The sequence below is a fragment of the Paenibacillus sp. J31P316 genome (assembly GCF_056269105.1).
Genome location: NZ_JBWDNI010000009.1, coordinates 77,983 through 94,810, shown reverse-complemented (window position 1 = coordinate 94,810; position 16,828 = coordinate 77,983). Strand labels below are relative to the sequence as shown.

At 55.1% G+C, this 16,828-nt stretch carries 17 protein-coding genes; 2 read left to right on the top strand and 15 right to left on the bottom strand.

The annotated features are described in order from the left end of the window. Nucleotide 1 precedes the first annotated feature (1 nt). From AC0YNU_RS22660 to moaA, 10 genes are all read right to left on the bottom strand, one after another. Nucleotides 2-571 carry a manganese catalase family protein gene (locus AC0YNU_RS22660; RefSeq protein ID WP_475760888.1) on the bottom strand — a complete coding sequence of 190 codons (570 nt, stop codon included), beginning with the start codon at nucleotides 569-571 and terminating at the stop codon, nucleotides 2-4. Nucleotides 572-598: 27 nt separating this feature from the next. Beyond that, on the bottom strand, nucleotides 599-898 hold the full coding sequence (locus AC0YNU_RS22655) for a spore coat protein CotJB (protein WP_475760886.1): 300 nt from the start codon (nucleotides 896-898) through the stop codon (nucleotides 599-601). Continuing rightward, nucleotides 855-1,091 (bottom strand): spore coat associated protein CotJA, encoded by a 237-nt coding sequence (locus AC0YNU_RS22650; RefSeq protein ID WP_475760884.1) that lies wholly within the window; start codon nucleotides 1,089-1,091, stop codon nucleotides 855-857. Before AC0YNU_RS22650 ends, AC0YNU_RS22655 begins: the two co-directional genes overlap by 44 nt. A gap of 225 nt (nucleotides 1,092-1,316) precedes the next feature. Next, nucleotides 1,317-2,663 (bottom strand): hemolysin family protein, encoded by a 1,347-nt coding sequence (locus AC0YNU_RS22645; protein WP_475760882.1) that lies wholly within the window; start codon nucleotides 2,661-2,663, stop codon nucleotides 1,317-1,319. Nucleotides 2,664-2,725: 62 nt separating this feature from the next. After that, a complete protein-coding gene (gene yfkAB / locus AC0YNU_RS22640; RefSeq protein WP_475760880.1) occupies nucleotides 2,726-3,841 on the bottom strand; it encodes a radical SAM/CxCxxxxC motif protein YfkAB in 1,116 nt (371 codons plus the stop codon). A gap of 211 nt (nucleotides 3,842-4,052) precedes the next feature. Further along, nucleotides 4,053-5,168: an HD-GYP domain-containing protein gene (locus AC0YNU_RS22635; protein WP_475760878.1), complete on the bottom strand. Its 1,116-nt coding sequence runs from the start codon at nucleotides 5,166-5,168 to the stop codon at nucleotides 4,053-4,055. Nucleotides 5,169-5,295: 127 nt separating this feature from the next. Continuing rightward, nucleotides 5,296-6,144, bottom strand: a complete 849-nt coding sequence (locus AC0YNU_RS22630; RefSeq protein ID WP_475760876.1) for an undecaprenyl-diphosphate phosphatase — start codon at nucleotides 6,142-6,144, stop codon at nucleotides 5,296-5,298. 90 nt (nucleotides 6,145-6,234) lie between these two features. Further along, on the bottom strand, nucleotides 6,235-7,680 hold the full coding sequence (locus AC0YNU_RS22625; RefSeq protein WP_475760874.1) for a bifunctional metallophosphatase/5'-nucleotidase: 1,446 nt from the start codon (nucleotides 7,678-7,680) through the stop codon (nucleotides 6,235-6,237). 23 nt (nucleotides 7,681-7,703) lie between these two features. Beyond that, on the bottom strand, nucleotides 7,704-8,174 hold the full coding sequence (locus AC0YNU_RS22620) for a hypothetical protein (protein ID WP_475760872.1): 471 nt from the start codon (nucleotides 8,172-8,174) through the stop codon (nucleotides 7,704-7,706). A 29-nt stretch (nucleotides 8,175-8,203) separates the two neighbouring features. Beyond that, a complete protein-coding gene (moaA, locus tag AC0YNU_RS22615) occupies nucleotides 8,204-9,205 on the bottom strand; it encodes a GTP 3',8-cyclase MoaA (protein ID WP_475760870.1) in 1,002 nt (333 codons plus the stop codon). Nucleotides 9,206-9,316: 111 nt separating this feature from the next. Here moaA and AC0YNU_RS22610 point away from each other — a divergent pair, with 111 nt between their 5' ends. Together AC0YNU_RS22610 and AC0YNU_RS22605 are read left to right on the top strand one after the other, a co-directional pair. Next, the gene (locus AC0YNU_RS22610) at nucleotides 9,317-10,054 is read left to right on the top strand and encodes a molybdenum cofactor biosynthesis protein (RefSeq protein ID WP_475760868.1); all 738 of its coding nucleotides are present in this window, start codon (nucleotides 9,317-9,319) and stop codon (nucleotides 10,052-10,054) included. A gap of 154 nt (nucleotides 10,055-10,208) precedes the next feature. Further along, a complete protein-coding gene (locus tag AC0YNU_RS22605) occupies nucleotides 10,209-11,267 on the top strand; it encodes an HD-GYP domain-containing protein (protein ID WP_475760866.1) in 1,059 nt (352 codons plus the stop codon). A 115-nt stretch (nucleotides 11,268-11,382) separates the two neighbouring features. On the opposite strand, the gene sufB is transcribed toward AC0YNU_RS22605, so the two are convergent. From sufB to sufC, 5 genes are all read right to left on the bottom strand, one after another. Continuing rightward, complete coding sequence (gene sufB, locus AC0YNU_RS22600; protein WP_475760864.1) at nucleotides 11,383-12,780, bottom strand: Fe-S cluster assembly protein SufB; 1,398 nt, start codon at nucleotides 12,778-12,780, stop codon at nucleotides 11,383-11,385. 137 nt (nucleotides 12,781-12,917) lie between these two features. Continuing rightward, entirely contained in the window at nucleotides 12,918-13,343 is a 426-nt protein-coding gene (sufU, locus tag AC0YNU_RS22595; protein WP_475760862.1) for a Fe-S cluster assembly sulfur transfer protein SufU, read from the bottom strand. Continuing rightward, nucleotides 13,330-14,556: a cysteine desulfurase gene (locus AC0YNU_RS22590; RefSeq protein ID WP_475760860.1), complete on the bottom strand. Its 1,227-nt coding sequence runs from the start codon at nucleotides 14,554-14,556 to the stop codon at nucleotides 13,330-13,332. The genes sufU and AC0YNU_RS22590 overlap by 14 nt, the downstream gene beginning before the upstream one ends. Next, nucleotides 14,553-15,860, bottom strand: a complete 1,308-nt coding sequence (sufD, locus tag AC0YNU_RS22585; protein ID WP_475760858.1) for a Fe-S cluster assembly protein SufD — start codon at nucleotides 15,858-15,860, stop codon at nucleotides 14,553-14,555. Before sufD ends, AC0YNU_RS22590 begins: the two co-directional genes overlap by 4 nt. Nucleotides 15,861-15,880: 20 nt before the next feature. Then, a complete protein-coding gene (sufC, locus tag AC0YNU_RS22580) occupies nucleotides 15,881-16,660 on the bottom strand; it encodes a Fe-S cluster assembly ATPase SufC (RefSeq protein ID WP_475760857.1) in 780 nt (259 codons plus the stop codon). Nucleotides 16,661-16,828 lie beyond the last annotated feature (168 nt).

The following is a 16,828-nucleotide window of genomic DNA, read 5'->3' as shown; positions in this document are numbered from 1 at the left end:
ATCAAAATACTTTCTTCGTATCGCGGTCGGCCTTAATCATTTCCACCGCTTCCTTGAACCGCATCGCATGCACGATTTCGCGCTCGCGCAGAAACTTCAAGCTGTCCTGCAGGTCGACATCGTCCGTCATGTCGATGATCCACTGATAGGTCGCGCGCGCCTTCTCCTCCGCGGCGATATCCTCGTAGAGATCGGCAAGCGGATCTCCCTTTGCCTGAATGTATGCCGCCGTCCAGGGAACCCCTGAAGCGTTTTGGTAGAACAGCGCATTGTCGTGGATGACATAATTATCGCCAAGACCCGCTTCCTCCATCTGCCGCGGCGTCGCATCCTTCGTCAACTTATAAATCATCGTTGCGATCATTTCCAGATGCGCGAACTCCTCGGTACCGATGTCCGTCAGCAGGCCGATTACCTTGTCCGGTATGCTGTAGCGTTGATTTAAGTATCGCAGCGCCGCGGACAGCTCGCCGTCCGCTCCGCCGTACTGCTCCACCAAATACCTGGCTACCCGCGGGTCGCATTTGCTGACGCGGACCGGATACTGGAGCTTCTTCTCATAAATCCACACGTACCTTCCACCTCCTTCGGCTGTTCGTTACACCTGCCATGGCCATGGGCTTTCCACCCACTGCCAAGGGAACTTGGAATAGCTGTGTCCGAACTGCATGAGCGGCCCGTACTGCATCTCGAACTGATGCGCGCTTTGCTGGCGCTGCTGGGCCAACTGATTGAATTGTTGGAGCGCCTGCAGGTCGTTCGGATGCGTATCGAGATACAGCGTCAGCTCAACCAGTGCAAAATCAAGCTGCTGCAGCTCGAGCAGCTGCTTATAATACTGTGCGTCCAGCTTGTTATTCACCGGTCTCAGACCCCCTTGTCGTGCATTTCGATTCATAGGGTCCATATAGTGCCGGCCATAGCGTTCCGAACTTGAGCGCATCTGCCAGCGAGAACTGCGGCAGGTTCATCGGCTGATAAGGAATAAACTCGTTCGGCGGAACATAATAGGTTTTGACGTATTTGGGCGGACAAGGATCAAACGGTCCTACGAAGGGATACCAGTCTCGTGTCGGTTTAACGGCGTTCAACTTCTCTTCGCCTCCTCCTGCGCAATGCTGCCTGCTTTCCTGTTATCACTTCTATACCTATGTCGCCGGCCTGGCGATTTTGCTTGGACATCAATTATTTCATTGCTTCGCAGCGGGATGATTTCCCGGGGAATAGCTTTTCGATTCAGAGTCGTTGCATGCAAAAGGAGCCTCCGTCATATAGACGAAGGCTCCTCAGGCCGCTGGCGCAGCTCCAAACGGATCTTATTCACCTAAGCCGGCTTGCTCCTCCGGCTCCGTTGTATTGCTGTTGCGGAAAATAAAGACGCGCAGCACGCGCAGCGGCTCGCTCTCCGCTACCTCGAAGACGTAGCCGTCGAACTCAACCCTCTTGCCCCGTACGGGATTGCCTTCGAGCTTCGTAAACAACCAGCCGCCGATCGTGTCGACGTCGTCGTCCTCGATGTCCAGGTCGAACATATCGTTAATTTCTTCGATGAGCATACGTCCTTCCACCGAAGTGACGTCGCCTTTGACGATAATATCAGGCTGTTCATTGTCGAACTCGTCGTGAATCTCGCCAACGATCTGTTCGAGAATCAACTCCGTCGTCAGCATGCCGGCCGTGCCGCCGTATTCGTCCACCACGATCGCCAGCTGCGAATGCTTGCGCTGCATCAACTGCAGCACGTGGCTGACCTCCATCGACTCCGGTACATTCAGAATCGGACGGAGAAACTTGTTCATGCTTTGTTCCTCATCCGGATCGGAGGTCAGCAGGTCCGTAATGTGCACGAATCCGATCAGCTGATCCTTGTCCTCGACGCAGACGGGATATCGCGTATGCCGGGTCGCATAAACGATTTTCATATTTTCCTCAAACGACAGATTCGCATACAAGCAATCCATATCGGTCCGCGGAAGCATGACCTCCCTCGCCAGCCTGTCGGAAAATTCGAATATGTTATCGAATAACTTCATTTCATCTTTATTGATAATGCCGCTTTTCGCGCTTTGGTCCATCAGGATCCGGATCTCTTCTTCCGTGTGTGCCGAATCGTGCTCGCTGGCCGGCTTCACGCCGAAGATCCGGAGCAGTCCGTTCGCGGAGCCGTTCAACATCCAGATCGCGGGCAGGAAAATACGGTAGAAGTACAACAGCGGCATGGACGCCCAAAGCGAGGTAGCCTCGGATTTCTGAATCGCAAGCGACTTCGGAGCCAGCTCCCCGAGCACGATGTGCAGAAACGTAATGACCAGGAAGCCGATGACGACGGAGACGGTGTGCATGACTGCGCCGTCGCTTAAACCGAGCAGATGGAACAGCGGTTCCACGATCAGCTCGGAGACGGCCGGTTCCCCCACCCAGCCAAGACCGAGCGATGCGAGCGTAATGCCCAATTGGGTCGCGGACAAATACGCATCCAGCCGATCGTTGACCTTGATTGCATACTTGGCTCGTTTATGTCCCTCATTGGCAAGCTGCGTCAAGCGTGACTGCCTGACTTTCACGAGCGAAAATTCGGCGGCTACAAAAAAACCGTTTAAGATGACTAAAATGAAGACGACGCAAAGATTCCAAAAAATCTTCCCGAATTCAAAGTCCTGCAAAGGAAATTCCCGCTCCTCTCATCGGCATTCCAGCCGCTTTCTCTCTGTGGTGAAGCTGTTCTTTATAGGACCGCTTGGCGCGACGCAAAATCGACGTCGCGGTAATACATATCCTTCACGAGCAAATTCGGGCCGCAGCATGAGGCAGCCGGGCAGTGGCAGTCCACGCTCTTGGCAAGCGGATGGGAGAGCCAGCGATCGAAGAGATCGTCCAGGCGGCTGCTCCGGATATTGCCGAAAGCCGGCACGTCGGAGAAGTCGGTCACGAACACGTCGCCCGTGAATAAATTCACGTTCAACCGGTTGCGGCCGTCGGGATCGTTGCGGACCGTAACGAACGGTTCGCGGCCCAGTCGTCTCAGCAGTTCCCTATCCGCGGCATCCTCGCTGCAGCCGTAGAACGGCAAGGTACCGAACAGCATCCATAGGGAGGGATCTCTGTGATCCAGCAGGTCCGTTATCGCGGAGCGCATCTGCGCAGGCGTAATGACCGGCAGATCGGAAGCGAACGCGCTCGGATACATCGGATGCACTTCATGGCGCTTACAGCCCATTTCGACGATAAGCCGATGGATTTCAGGCATTTTGTCGTACGTCCGGTAATTGATCATCGATTCCGCCGACACGAACAAACCGCCTTCGCTCAATCGTCTCGCGTTATCCAGCATTCGTTCATACATGCGTGCGGCGACTGCCTTCGGGACCGGATGACCGCTCTTGGCGAAGCCGATTTCATGAAAATCATCCGCGGACGTGTAATTGAATGAAATATGCATGACATCCAAATAAGGCGCGATGGCTTCATAGCGATTGTAATCCAACGTAATATTCGAATTGATTTGAGAAAATATACCCCGGCTGCGCGCATATTGAAGCAGCGGGATCATATATTCCTTCACCGAACGCTCGGAGAAGGTCGGCTCGCCGCCGGTGATGCTGATCGTCTGCAAGTGCTCGACTTCATCCAGCTTGCGCAGCATCATATCGAGCGGCAGCTTCTCCGGCTCTGTTAACACGAGCGTATCGCCGACTGCACAATGCTCGCAGCGCATGTTGCATAGATTGGACAGCGTCATCTCCACGCTCGTCAGCCGATGGCGTCCATGGCGGCGCAGCGAGAAGATCGGATCCCAAGGATCGTTTGCGGGGGTAAATCGTGACGGTAATGCGTTCAACATGTATTCAACACCTGACTTTTCATGATTACGTGACGTACTTCGTAGCTTTTATCCTATTGTAATGTCCACAGGCAATTGTTGCAAACGATTAGGCCTAATGCAGCCTATCGGACAGATCAATAACGAACAGACAAAAGGAGCCGTCTCGGCTCCTTCGGATGGTTGTATGAGATCGTACGGATGGATGAGTTCGTACACTGAATGCTGCACGCTACGAGCCAGCGGCTTCAGCAAACGTTTCACTGTCGTTCACGCTGACGATCATCACCGTAAGCTGCTTGGATAAATCCACCTCGTACGGCGCTTTAAGCGCTTCTCCGTCCCGGTTGTTCAGCACGCGCACGACCGGCCGGTGCGGGCAGGACGAATTGATGTCCACGACAACCCCGCTTTCGCCGGTTTGCAGCCGTACGGTGATGCCGAGCGGATAAATCGCTACTTTATCCCGGAACAGCTGCAGCATCCGTTGGTCATATAAAGTCCCCGTTCCGGCGTAGAGCGACTCCACAGCTTCATGCGGCAGCATAGGACTGCGATACACGCGCGTCGTCGTCATCGCGTCGTAGGAATCGACGATGCCGATCAGCTTGGCATACTCGTGAATGTCATCGCCCTTGATTCCGCGCGGATAACCGCTGCCGTCCAGCCGTTCGTGATGCTGATAGGCGCAGTGCGCGGCCAGAAGCGGAATGTTCGGCTCGTCCTTCAGCAAGTAATAGCCCCGCTCCGTGTGGCGCTTCATTTCTTCGTACTCGTCACCGGAAAGCTTCCCGTTCTTCTTCAGGACATGAACGTCGATTTGCGTCTTGCCGACATCATGCAGCAAAGCGCCGAGCCCGAGCGTCATCAGCTCGTCCCGGGAATAGCCGTTGGCAATGCCGAGCACGGTCGTATAGACGGAAACGTTCAGTGAATGATGAAACAAATAATTGTCGACGACGCCCATGTTCATGAGCATGACCATGGCATCCTTCTGTTCCGTCAAGTCATCGATGACCATCCCCATGACTTGGCGGAAGGACTTGCCGATATAGGGATACGTAACCCCTTGTTTGCGGTTAGGCCGATTCATCAGATCCCGGAAATTGCTTCGGATCTCGGAGAGCGCGCGATGCCTCGTCTCTTCGCTGATCAGGTCCGGTACGATCACGTCCGCCGTCCGGGGGTCCTGGATATATACATAATGGATGCCGCATTCATAGAGGCGGGTAATGAGCTTATGGTTCAGTTCAACGTCCGCTCCGAGCAATACGAGGCCATCTTCGGAATAGATTTTCTTGGCGAGCCTCATGCCGGGCTGGCACATTTGAACGGGCAATAATCGCATGCGATCGACTCCTGCATTGCTTCTATTTTCCTGTGGAGGCTACCAGATTCTGCAACCTCGTAATGTTAATGTAAGGGATTTTCAGGAAAAGAGCAAGAATAGATTCGTCAAATGTCGACAAAATTTTCTAACGCATGACAAATATCCAGAACGCCGCCGCCAAAATGAATCGATAAATAGCGAAATGTGTCAGTTTAACCTTTTGGATAAACCGTAGGAACAAGACAATAACGAGCCAGGCTACGACAAACGAAACGAGGAAGCCGACGATAAAGAATCCGAGGTTGTCTCCCGTGATGTATTTGTAGCTGTCCAGCATTTCGTAGCCGGATGCCACAACCATGATGGGGATCGCCATCAGGAAGGAGAAGTCGGCTGCCGCTTTATAGCTGGTACCCGTCAACATGCCGCCGGCGATCGTCGAACCCGAACGCGAGAAGCCCGGCCACAGCGACAAGCACTGCAGCAAGCCGATCGTAAAAGCTTGGCGATACGTGATCTCGTCCATCGTCTCCGCCTTGACGCGAATGCGGCCCGAATTGGAAAGCTTCTCTGCTACGATCATGTAAATCCCGCCGACAACGAGCGAGAACAGCACGGGCGTCTGATTGAAGCCCTCGCCTTTAATGACGTCCTTCAGCGCATAAGCGAGCAGCATAGCCGGCACGATGCCGAGCGCCACGTGGATCAAATTGAGCTTCTTGCGTGCGGCAGTGCGGCCAGCCCCGATCGCTCCGAGCGACTTCGGCTTGCGCGATATGCCGAACAGATCCGCGATCCGCTCGCGGTAGACCAGCGCCATGGCCAGGATTGCTCCCAGCTGGATCATGATTTCGAACGTGACGATGGCTTGGTCATCCGACGCGATGCCGAGCAGCTTATTCGTCAGAATCATATGCCCGGAAGATGAAACGGGCAAAAACTCGGTCAAGCCTTCCACAATACCTAAAATAATCGAATGAATAATGTCTCCCATCGGAACCTCCTGCAATAAACTAGCTTATTTCGTCAACTATAGCGCTTATTACGATAGACGCTGCATTCCCTTAGAACCTAACAGGAGCGCTTACGTATCCGCTGACCATCGCCGGCGGAAGCTGTAAGCTACCGCATCGGGGCTGCGCAGTTCCCGTTCCAATACGTCACGGATAAATTCCGGCAGAAAATACGCGATATCCGTGCCGTTCTTGATTTTCTCATAGCCGGCGCCGAACGTAAACATGTCGATTGTCCCAACCTCGTAGGATCGGTCATCCTCCAGCTCCTGCCCGTTCACCAAGACGGACACGAGGCGTCCATAAGGAGGCCGCTCCCGGTCGAATCGGATTTCAAGCCCGTCCACCGCCAGCGTGCCCAATACGAAACCGCGGAAGCCGAAGCCTCGGATCGGCTTCTCGATGAATTCGGGCAGCAGCGACTCTTCAAGGCTGTGCCTGATATCTCTGCCGGAAAGATTGATTCGGCAAGGATTAATCGGCGACGGACATAAGGCATGCAGATCGCCCGCCGTCACTTCTCCTGCTGCAAGCCCGCCGAGCAGCTGCCCCGCATTGACGATTCCGATTTCCGCGCCCGTCCAGCGGCGAAGGCCGGCAGCCAGCAGATTGCCAAACGGCGATTCGTGCTCGTTCACCGCAGGCAGCGGTTCATCCAAGACTGCAATGACGCGGCCCATCCGCTCCTTGCCTGCCTCCAGAGCGTCCCGGATGACGCTGCCGGCTTCCTCCTCTTCCGAGTACGCAGCCATCGGAATGACCGCAGCTTGAATCACGGGCCGCATGGCCTCCGCGTCGAAGCGAATATCCACGCGGCCGATATACTCGCCGAACTTCCCCGTCGCGCATATATGCGTGCTGCCGATAACTTCCGGCTCCTCCAGCAAATGATGCGTATGTCCGCCGAGGATGAGGTCGATTCCGGCAACGGATTCCGCCATTTGCCGATCAAGCTTCAAACCCAAATGCGACATCACGACGATCACATCTACCTCCGGACGAAGCCGCGCCGTCTGTTCCGCAACCGCTTCAAGCGGATTGAGGACATTCCAGCCGAGGAGCGTGTAGAATTCCTCGAACGCCGCCGTCACGCCTACGATTCCGAATCGGATGCCTGCTTTCTCGATCGTCACGGCCGGCAGCATCCACGAAGGGCGCTTGCCGTCCTCGGAACGGAACAAATTCGCGCATACCGTCTTGAACTGCGCCCGCTCGGCGTAGGCCGTATCCAGCTGTTCAGGCGTAAAAGTCAAGCCTTCGTTATTGCCCAGCGTCACGGCTTCATAACCTGCCGCATTCATCAAATCGATATTTACCAAACCGTCGCTGGCTTCCGTCTCCACCCGCATACGGTCCATATGGTCGCCAATATCCAAGGTCAGTACATGACGATCTCCATAAATGCCGCGAGCATCCTTGATATAGGCCGCTATCTTGGCCGCCTGCTCCAGCCGGCTGTGAATGTCGTTGCTGTGAAGCAGCACGACATGGGGCGCATCGTTTGCCGTATCTCTCATGCCTGCCTCCCGCTTACAGGGATTTAGCGCTTAGTCCGCATCTCATCCGCTGTGAAAGTCTGCTTGAACCCGTATGCTACTTCTCTGCGCTTGTCTTCATCCTGCAAGAAACGCCAGACGACGACGCTCTTCACGTTCAAGCATTCGCTTGATCCGTTCGGAACGTAGAGCCGGGCAGGTCCGCCCTTCGTCAGAGGTGACCCCTCCAAGGCGAACAGTACTGCCGCGTCCTTCAGCTGCTCCCACGGGATCAGCGCTTCGAACGAATCTGCCGCCTCGACCTTCAAGTGCGTCGGAAACGGTTCTTCCGCGTTGATTCCACGCTGCTCTCTCCACTTCGCGAACCACTCGACTAGATCGAATGCCTCGCCTCTGCCGCCTTCGATGCGTTCAGACAGCGGAAAAACACGACCCGCCAGGCGGGCCATGTCCTCCGGCGTCGAGACGCTCGGCTGGCGGTCGGTATCGTATACGGTAATCGTATGCTGCGCCATCGCCGTTTCCACTCCATTCGTTCCGTTCGTTAACCGCCGATCTGAGACATGCGGCGCGCCGTCGGCTCATGCGTCAAGGCCTCGTCCGCCAGCTTCGCTGCCATCTCATGATTGCGCGGCTTCATGTCAAGCGCTCGCAGGAACAGCTGCTCCAGCGCTTCCGGGCTGCCGAGCGCCGACTTCACGTTTAACTCGTCTACCCAATACAAGCAAGGCTGCAAATTACCGTCAGCCGTCAACCGAAGCCGATTGCATCTGGAGCAGAACTGATCGCTGATCGGATGAATGAGCCCGAACGTCCCTGCCCCGCCTTTGATCCTGAAATCCTCCGACGGGCCGTTGCCGAGCACGTTCGTCATCGGCTCCACTTCCAGCTTGTTCTGCTTCGCGATTTCCAATACGCGCGACAGCGGCAGATAGTGGTTCCTCCAATTGTCGTCGGCATGACCGATCGGCATGTATTCGATGAAGCGGACATGCAGCGGCCGTCTGACCGCCATCTCCAGAAAAGCAGTAATTTCGTCTTCGTTGATGCCTTTCAGCAGCACGCAGTTTAATTTAATCGGCGTGAACCCTGCTTCGGCCGCCGCTTCGATACCCTGCAGCACGCGCTGCAGATCTCCTCGCCGGGCAATGAAGCGAAATCTTGCCGGGTCCAGCGTGTCCAAGCTGATATTGACGCGTCTTAGTCCGGCCGCCCGAAGCGCTTCGGCTTGGTCCGCCAGCAAAACGCCGTTCGTCGTTAACGATATGTCCCGAATGCCCGGAATAGAAGCAAGCTCTTGCACCAGATCGGGCAACCCGGGCCTCACAAGCGGCTCGCCGCCGGTAATCCGAAGCTTGGCGATGCCAAGGCCCGCGCCGGCGCGCACGACTTGGACGATTTGGTCGTAGCTTAACAAATTTTCGGCCGGCTCGAATTTGACGCCTTCCTCCGGCATGCAATACAGACAGCGCAAATTGCACCGGTCGGTAACGGAAATGCGCAGGTAGTCGTGTACGCGTCCGAAACGATCCGTTAATGCTGACATGGCCCGCACTCCTTTACGTCTCTTCCGTTAATGCCTCTAGCATAACATTTTTAGACCCATTATGGTATGCTAAGGGGACCATTAACATATGAAGGCGAGAGGTTTTTTGACATGACTGTGAAGTGGACTATCCAGCTGTTTGCCGGCCTTTCCGACCGGCTCGGCACGCCTGCCGTCAAGCTTGAGCTGCCGCAGGCAGACCTTACCGTGCGCGAGCTCAAACAAGAGCTGGCGCTGCTCTACCCGGCGCATGCGCAGCTGATCGCGATCTCTTTTATGGCTTGCAATCAAGCTTATGCCTCCGACGACGTGCCGCTGCATGCCGATGACGAGCTGGCCTTGCTTCCGCCTGTGTCAGGCGGTGAGGAGGCCGATTCCGACGACGGAGCTGCTGACGCGCATGCCGCGGACCGATATCGGGTGACGGAGGAGCCGCTATCCGTGGAAGCCATCACCGCGCAGGTCATCGTTCCCGAGAACGGAGCGGCGCTCACCTTTACGGGCACGACGCGGGAATGGACGCATGGACAGCGAACCGTCCGCCTGGAGTACGAGGCGTATGTACCGATGGCGGTCAAAACGCTTCGCCAGATCGGCGACGAAATCGCCGAACGCTGGCCCGGAACGGCATGTGCCATTTGGCATAGAATCGGCGTCGTGGACATTGCCGAGATCAGCGTCGTCATCGCCGTATCCTCCCCCCATCGCGAAGGCTGCTACGACGCAAGCCGGTACGCCATCGAGCGGCTGAAACAGATCGTACCGATTTGGAAACGCGAAATATGGGAAGACGGCTCTGAATGGAAAGGCCATCAGCAAGGCCCATGGAACCCGACTGCGCCCCAGTAATAAAGAATCATCGATGTTGGCTTAAATTGCAGGCCTGCGATGCCGATAAGGTATATAGAACTATTCGCTGAATAGGCTCCTATAGCTATTCTTCGCATTGATCGCCAACATCGACTTGGTTCCTGTCGAATTTCTAGCCGCTTAGAGGTGGAATATGCGTATTCATGTGACGGAGCTTAAAGAAGGGGACACATTAAGCAACGATACATTCAACTCCTATGGACTTCACGTGCTTTCCAAAGGGACGAACTTATTTGCACGGGAAATCTCGCAGCTCTTCCAGCACCAAATCGATTATGTCGACATCGAGCTTAAGCCGAAGGAACCGACGGCGATCCGCACGCTGGAATCCAGCTTGAGTCCGAAATGGCTCCCGACGGTAGAACCGATTTATCAGGATGCGGTGAACGGGTGCGAACAGTTGTTTATGGAAGCGTTTCAGAAGGGAGCCGTCGACGAAGCCGACGTCGTCCAGACGTTCCAACCTTTGGTCGACAACTTCAGAATGGAACGCGACGTCGTCTCCATGCTGCTGCTTCTGAACACCAAGGACGACTATACCTATCAACATTCCGTGCAAGTCGGCATGCTCTCCTATTATTTGGCTTCCTGGCTCGATTACAGCGAGGAAGAATCGATCAAAATCGGGCAAGCCGGGTTTCTCCACGACATCGGCAATTGCCAAATCCAAGACGGCCTTCTGAACAAGCCGGACAAGCTGTCTTCGGACGAATATGAGACGATCAAGCAGCATACGCTCCTCGGACACCGCATCATTACCGATTCGATCGGCGAGGAATCGCTGGCGGCGGCCGTCGCGCTCGATCATCACGAACGGAACGACGGCAGCGGTTATCCGAACGGCAAGTCCGGCCCGGATATTCATCCTGCGGCCAAGATCGTAGCCGTCGCCGACGTATACAGCGCGATGATCTCCACCCGTGTCTACCAGGATAAGCGCGATTTGTTGTTCGTGCTGAAGGAGCTGTACCGGATGAGCTTCACGGAGCTGGATCCGGAGACGACCCATACGTTCATCCGGCATATGATTCCGAACTTCATCGGCAAACAAGTGGAGCTCGATACGGGCAAGACGGGCACGATCATCATGACGAATTCAACGGAATTTTTCAGACCGCTGATCCGAACCGAAGACGGGTTCATCGATTTGGCCGTCGATCGGAGCCTTGAAATCACGCATGTCTACTTGTAACGTGCCCTACTGAGCGCTCTTCATCGCTTCAAACAAAGAAAACTCCGGAACATCGCTTCGCTAGAAGCCTGTTCCGGAGTTTTTTGGTTGTGTGTCGGGCTGGCGCGGCAAATGATTAGCCGATCGAGCCTTCCATTTCGAATTTGATCAGACGGTTCATCTCGACCGCGTATTCCATCGGCAGTTCCTTCGTGAACGGCTCGATGAAGCCCATGACGATCATCTGCGTCGCTTCCGCTTCCGTCAGGCCGCGGCTCATCAGGTAGAACAGCTGATCCTCGGACACTTTGGAAACCGTCGCTTCATGCTCGAGCGTGATGTTGTCGTTCATGATTTCGTTGTACGGAATCGTGTCCGACGTCGATTGGTTATCGAGAATGAGCGTATCGCATTTGATGTTCGCTTTGGAGCCTTCGGAGTTCCGGCCGAACGAAGCCAGGCCGCGGTACGTAACTTTGCCGCCATGCTTGCTGATCGACTTGGAGACGATCGTCGACGTCGTGTCCGGCGCAAGATGCGTCATTTTGGCGCCCGCGTCTTGGTGCTGGCCTTTGCCCGCTACCGCGATGGATAGGACCATACCTTTCGCGCCGCGGCCTTTCAGCACGACGGCAGGGTATTTCATCGTCAGTTTGGAGCCGATGTTGCCGTCGACCCATTCCATGGTCGCATTCTCTTCCGCAACCGCACGTTTGGTAACGAGGTTGTAGATGTTCGGCGCCCAGTTTTGGATCGTCGTGTAACGGCAGCGCGCGTTCTTCAGCACGAGGATTTCCACGACTGCGCTGTGCAGCGAGTTCGTGCTGTAGATCGGCGCCGTGCAGCCCTCGACGTAGTGAACGAAGCTGTCTTCGTCGGCTACGATAAGCGTTCGTTCGAATTGACCCATGTTCTCGGAGTTGATCCGGAAGTACGCCTGCAGCGGAATTTCGCATTTGACGCCTTTCGGAACGTAGATGAAGCTGCCGCCGGACCAAACCGCGCTGTTCAGCGCAGCGAACTTGTTGTCTGCGGGAGGAATGATCGTACCGAAGTACTGTCTGAAGAGCTCTGGATATTCGCGAAGCGCGGTGTCGGTATCCGTGAAGATAACGCCTTGCTTCTCCAGGTCTTCCTGCATGCTGTGGTAGACGACCTCGGATTCGTACTGCGCGGATACGCCGGCCAGGAACTTCTGTTCCGCTTCCGGAATGCCGAGCTTATCGAACGTTTCCTTGATCTCCGTAGGAACCTCTTCCCACGTTTTGCCTTGCTTCTCGGAAGGACGGACGTAATATTGGATATCGTCGAAATCCAAATCGTCCATGTTGCCGCCCCATTTAGGCATCGGCATTTTGTTGAATTGCTCCAGTGCTTTCAGACGGAATTCAAGCATCCATTCCGGTTCACCTTTAATTTCCGAGATCGTCCGGACGACTTCCGGCGTCAATCCTTTACCGGATTGGAAAATCGCCTTATGCTCGTCGCGGAAGCCATACTTGTAGTCTTCCAAATCAGGCATTTGCTTCGCCATCGTTATTGCCTCCTTCTTCTTGCTTTGATTGCTGATGTTATCATGCTTCAATCATTGCTCTTGAATCGTCGCTCTTGATTCGATGCTCTTGATTCGATGCTATGGTTTCGCGCCAGGCTCATGATCCTAGGCGGTCATTATTGCTGCTGATGCTCGATGCCTTTGCGCAGCGCGTTCCAGCCGAGCGTCGCGCATTTGATGCGCGCCGGGAATTTCGTCACGCCGGACAGCGCTTCGATATCCTCCAGCTCATCGAACTCCGAGACTTCGCCTTTGATAAAGGAAGAGAATTTCGCTGCCAATGCCAGTGCTTCATCCGTCGTCTTGCCTTGAACGGCTTCCGTCATCATGGAAGCCGAGGACATGCTGATGGAGCAGCCTTCCCCGGTGAACTTGGCCTGCTTCACGATCCCGTCCTCCACTTGCAGCTGCAGCGTAATACGGTCGCCGCAAGTGGGATTGTTCAGGTTAATCGTGAGCGCGTCTTCGTCCAGCGTGCCGCGGTTACGCGGATTCTTGTAATGATCCATAATGACTCTGCGGTATAAATCATCCAATTCCATAACCGAAGAACTCCTTTGTTTGCTGGAGGCCGTCAATCAGACGATCAACGTCCTCTTCGGTATTGTATAGATAAAAGCTTGCTCTAGCCGTCGAAGAAACATTCAGATACCGCATCAGCGGCTGGCAGCAATGATGGCCAGCGCGAACGGCAATCCCTTTCGTATCCAGCACCGTCGCGACGTCATGCGGATGAACGTCATTCAGCGTAAACGTCACGAGTCCGGCCCGGTTATTGACCGGTCCGAAGAGCGTGATGCCTTCGATCGTGCCGAGCCGGTCATAGGCGTAAGCCGCGAGCTGATGCTCATGCTTCTCGATTTCGTCCAGCCCGATTTCATTCAGGAAATCGATTGCCGCGCCAAGTCCGACGGCGCCTGCGATGATCGGCGTGCCGCCCTCGAACTTCCAAGGCAGCTCCTTCCACGTCGAATCGTAGAGATCCACGTGATCGATCATTTCGCCGCCGAATTCGATGGGTTCCATCGCTTCGAGCAGCGCTTTCTTGCCGTACAAGGCGCCGATTCCCGTAGGAGCGCACATCTTATGGCCGGAGAACGCATAGAAGTCGCAATCCAAATCGCGCACGTCGACTTTCATGTGCGGCGTGCTTTGCGCGCCGTCGACAACCATCTTGGCGCCGTGCTTATGCGCAATCGCCGTGATTTCCTTGATGGGGTTGACGACGCCAAGCACGTTCGACACGTACATCACCGACACGATCTTCGTGCGGTCCGTAATGGTCGCTTCCACGTCCTCGAGCCGGATGGAACCGTCCTTCTGAAGCGGAATATATTTAAGCGTAGCGCCTGTCGCCTTCGCGACCTGCTGCCAAGGAATGAGATTGGAGTGATGCTCCATTTGCGTGATGACGATTTCGTCGCCCTCGCCGCAGTTGGCGCGCGCATAACTCGAAGCGACCAAATTGAGAGCGGTCGTCGTGCCGCGCGTGAAAATGATTTCCTGCGGGCTGGCCGCGTTCAGAAACTTCGCGGTTTTCTCACGGGCGCCTTCATAGGCATCCGTGGCGCGCGAGCCGAGGGTATGAACCCCGCGGTGCACGTTCGCATTGTCATGCTCGTAATAGCGGGCGACCGCATCAATGACGGAACGCGGCTTCTGGGAAGTAGCCGCGCTGTCGAGATAAACGAGCGGATGCCCGTTTATCGTTTGATGCAGGATCGGAAATTGCTCTCTGATCGCTTGCACATTCATCCTTCAAGCTTCCTTTCCAGCAGACGCTGGAGCTGTTCCCGGACCGGTTCGATCGGAATTTCCGACACGACAGGGGCCAGGAATCCATAAATAATTAATCGCTCCGCATCCTTTTTCGCAATGCCGCGGGACATCAGGTAATAGATTTGCTCAGGGTTCACTTGGCCGACGCTCGCCGCGTGGCCTGCTTTAACGTCGTCTTCGTCGATCAACAGGATCGGGTTAGCGTCGCCGCGCGCCTTCGGGCTCAGCATCAGCACTTTCTCCGTCTGTTGGCCGTTCGACTTGGTGGCGCCCTTCTCGATCTTCGTGATTCCGTTGATGATCGCCGTCGCTCCGTCCTTCATGACCGCACGGGTAACCATATCGCTCTCCGTGTTGCGTCCGAAGTGGACGGCGCCGGTCGTCAGGCTCATCTGCTGCGTTTTGGAACCGATGCTGATGACCTTCGCGTCCGACGTGGAGCCGTTGCCTTTCAGCAGCGACTGCGTATCCGACAGCGTGTGGCCGTCATGCAGGTCGCCGATAATCCATTCGATACGGCCGTCGTTCTCGACCACGGCGCGGCGAATCGTCAGGTCAATCAGGTTGTCGTGCATATTATGAACCGTCGCGTAGCGAACATGCGCGCCCGGTTTTACGATAACTTCGACCATCGATTGCTTCGTAACCGGCTGCGCGGAGTCTCCATACGTACTTACCACGTTGTCCACGTAAGTGACGCTGCTGTGGCTGTCGGCTACGACGAGGACGCGCGGCGCGAAAGTCGCGTCCGCATCGTCGGTGTAGAACAGCGCCTGCAGCGGCAATTCGACCTCGACGTTCTTCGGCACGTACAGGAACACGCCGCCATTCCAAATCGCCGATTGAAGCGCCGTCAGCTTGTTCTCATCCTGCGGAATCGCTTGGAACAGGTATTGCTGCACCAAATCGCCATGCTCGCGGGCTGCGGTTTCCAGATCGGTAAAAATAACGCCCTTCGCTGCCAATTCGGGGGAAAGCTGATGCAGCACGCGCTCCGAATTGCGCTGTACGACCAGACCCGCCGGAGATTGACCTGCAAGTCCGCGCAATGCTTCCGGCAGCTCGTCTGCCGAAGCGATCGCGGCTTGCGCTTTGTGACTGCCGACAGCCGTCAAGTTCCAACGGCTGATGCGGATTTTCTCGGGCGTCGGCCATTCCAGCGTTTCCGCCAACTCGGCGCCCTTTGTTCTTACTCCTTCAAGCCATGCCGGCTCGCCTTTGCTTTGAGACAAGGCACTAACGGTCTGGCGGTTAACCGGAGTTGTTAATTGTGTGCTCATTTCAATTGCTCCTCCTCCGATTAAACCTGTCCGACCGTTTCGTCCATGATGCCGAGTTCTTCTTTAACCCAGTCATAGCCTTCGTTCTCAAGGCGTTCCGCCAGCTCGGGTCCGCCAGATTTGACGATACGGCCCTGCATCATGACGTGTACGAAATCCGGTGTAATATAGTTCAGCAAGCGCTGATAGTGAGTAATGATCAAGAAACCGCGGTCCTCGGAACGCATTGCGTTAACGCCGTTCGAGACGATGCGGAGAGCATCGATGTCCAGACCGGAGTCGATTTCGTCGAGAACGACGATTTTCGGATCCAACATCATCATTTGCAAAATTTCATTCCGCTTCTTCTCGCCGCCTGAGAAGCCTTCGTTCAAGTAACGGTGCGCGAACTCCGTATTCATCTCGAGTTCTTTCATCTTGCCTTCCATTTGGCGGATGAACTTGATGAGGGAGATCTCTTTGCCTTCCTCGCGGCGGGCGTTGATCGCGCTGCGCAAGAAGTCGGAATTCGTAACGCCCGTAATTTCGCTAGGGTATTGCATAGCGAGGAACAGACCGGCGCGAGCGCGTTCGTCCACGCCCATTTCCAGAAGCGCTTCGCCGTTAAGCTCGACTTCGCCTTCCGTTACTTCATATTTTGGATGACCCATGAGCGCCGATGCCAGCGTGCTTTTGCCCGTACCGTTCGGTCCCATGATGGCATGAACTTCTCCGCCCTTGATCTCAAGGTTGATGCCTTTCAAAATCTCTTTGCCTTCAATAGCCGCCTTTAAGCCATTGATTTTGAAATGTGTTGCCATGATATACTGCTCCCTCCAAATGTTCCGTTGTTTCAATATTTTAAATTTGAAACAATTCCTCTTTAGTAATTACTCTAAATTGATTCTCACTGATTCTCAATTATATATTAGTATAACTTTTGGCAGAAAGCAATCGGCCTCAGTCCCCGCGCCAGCTCCCGACACGTC

Bases quoted from the DNA above. Each gene is read 5' to 3' on its own strand.
- AC0YNU_RS22655 (WP_475760886.1), bottom strand. From the start codon at position 898: ATGAATCGAAATGCACGACAAGGGGGTCTGAGACCGGTGAATAACAAG.
- yfkAB (WP_475760880.1), bottom strand. From the start codon at position 3,841: ATGTTGAACGCATTACCGTCACGATTTACCCCCGCAAACGATCCTTGG.
- AC0YNU_RS22635 (WP_475760878.1), bottom strand. From the start codon at position 5,168: ATGCGATTATTGCCCGTTCAAATGTGCCAGCCCGGCATGAGGCTCGCC.
- AC0YNU_RS22630 (WP_475760876.1), bottom strand. From the start codon at position 6,144: ATGGGAGACATTATTCATTCGATTATTTTAGGTATTGTGGAAGGCTTG.
- AC0YNU_RS22625 (WP_475760874.1), bottom strand. From the start codon at position 7,680: ATGAGAGATACGGCAAACGATGCGCCCCATGTCGTGCTGCTTCACAGC.
- AC0YNU_RS22620 (WP_475760872.1), bottom strand. From the start codon at position 8,174: ATGGCGCAGCATACGATTACCGTATACGATACCGACCGCCAGCCGAGC.
- moaA (WP_475760870.1), bottom strand. From the start codon at position 9,205: ATGTCAGCATTAACGGATCGTTTCGGACGCGTACACGACTACCTGCGC.
- AC0YNU_RS22610 (WP_475760868.1), top strand. From the start codon at position 9,317: ATGACTGTGAAGTGGACTATCCAGCTGTTTGCCGGCCTTTCCGACCGG.
- AC0YNU_RS22605 (WP_475760866.1), top strand. From the start codon at position 10,209: ATGCGTATTCATGTGACGGAGCTTAAAGAAGGGGACACATTAAGCAAC.
- sufB (WP_475760864.1), bottom strand. From the start codon at position 12,780: ATGGCGAAGCAAATGCCTGATTTGGAAGACTACAAGTATGGCTTCCGC.
- sufU (WP_475760862.1), bottom strand. From the start codon at position 13,343: ATGGAATTGGATGATTTATACCGCAGAGTCATTATGGATCATTACAAG.
- AC0YNU_RS22590 (WP_475760860.1), bottom strand. From the start codon at position 14,556: ATGAATGTGCAAGCGATCAGAGAGCAATTTCCGATCCTGCATCAAACG.
- sufD (WP_475760858.1), bottom strand. From the start codon at position 15,860: ATGAGCACACAATTAACAACTCCGGTTAACCGCCAGACCGTTAGTGCC.
- sufC (WP_475760857.1), bottom strand. From the start codon at position 16,660: ATGGCAACACATTTCAAAATCAATGGCTTAAAGGCGGCTATTGAAGGC.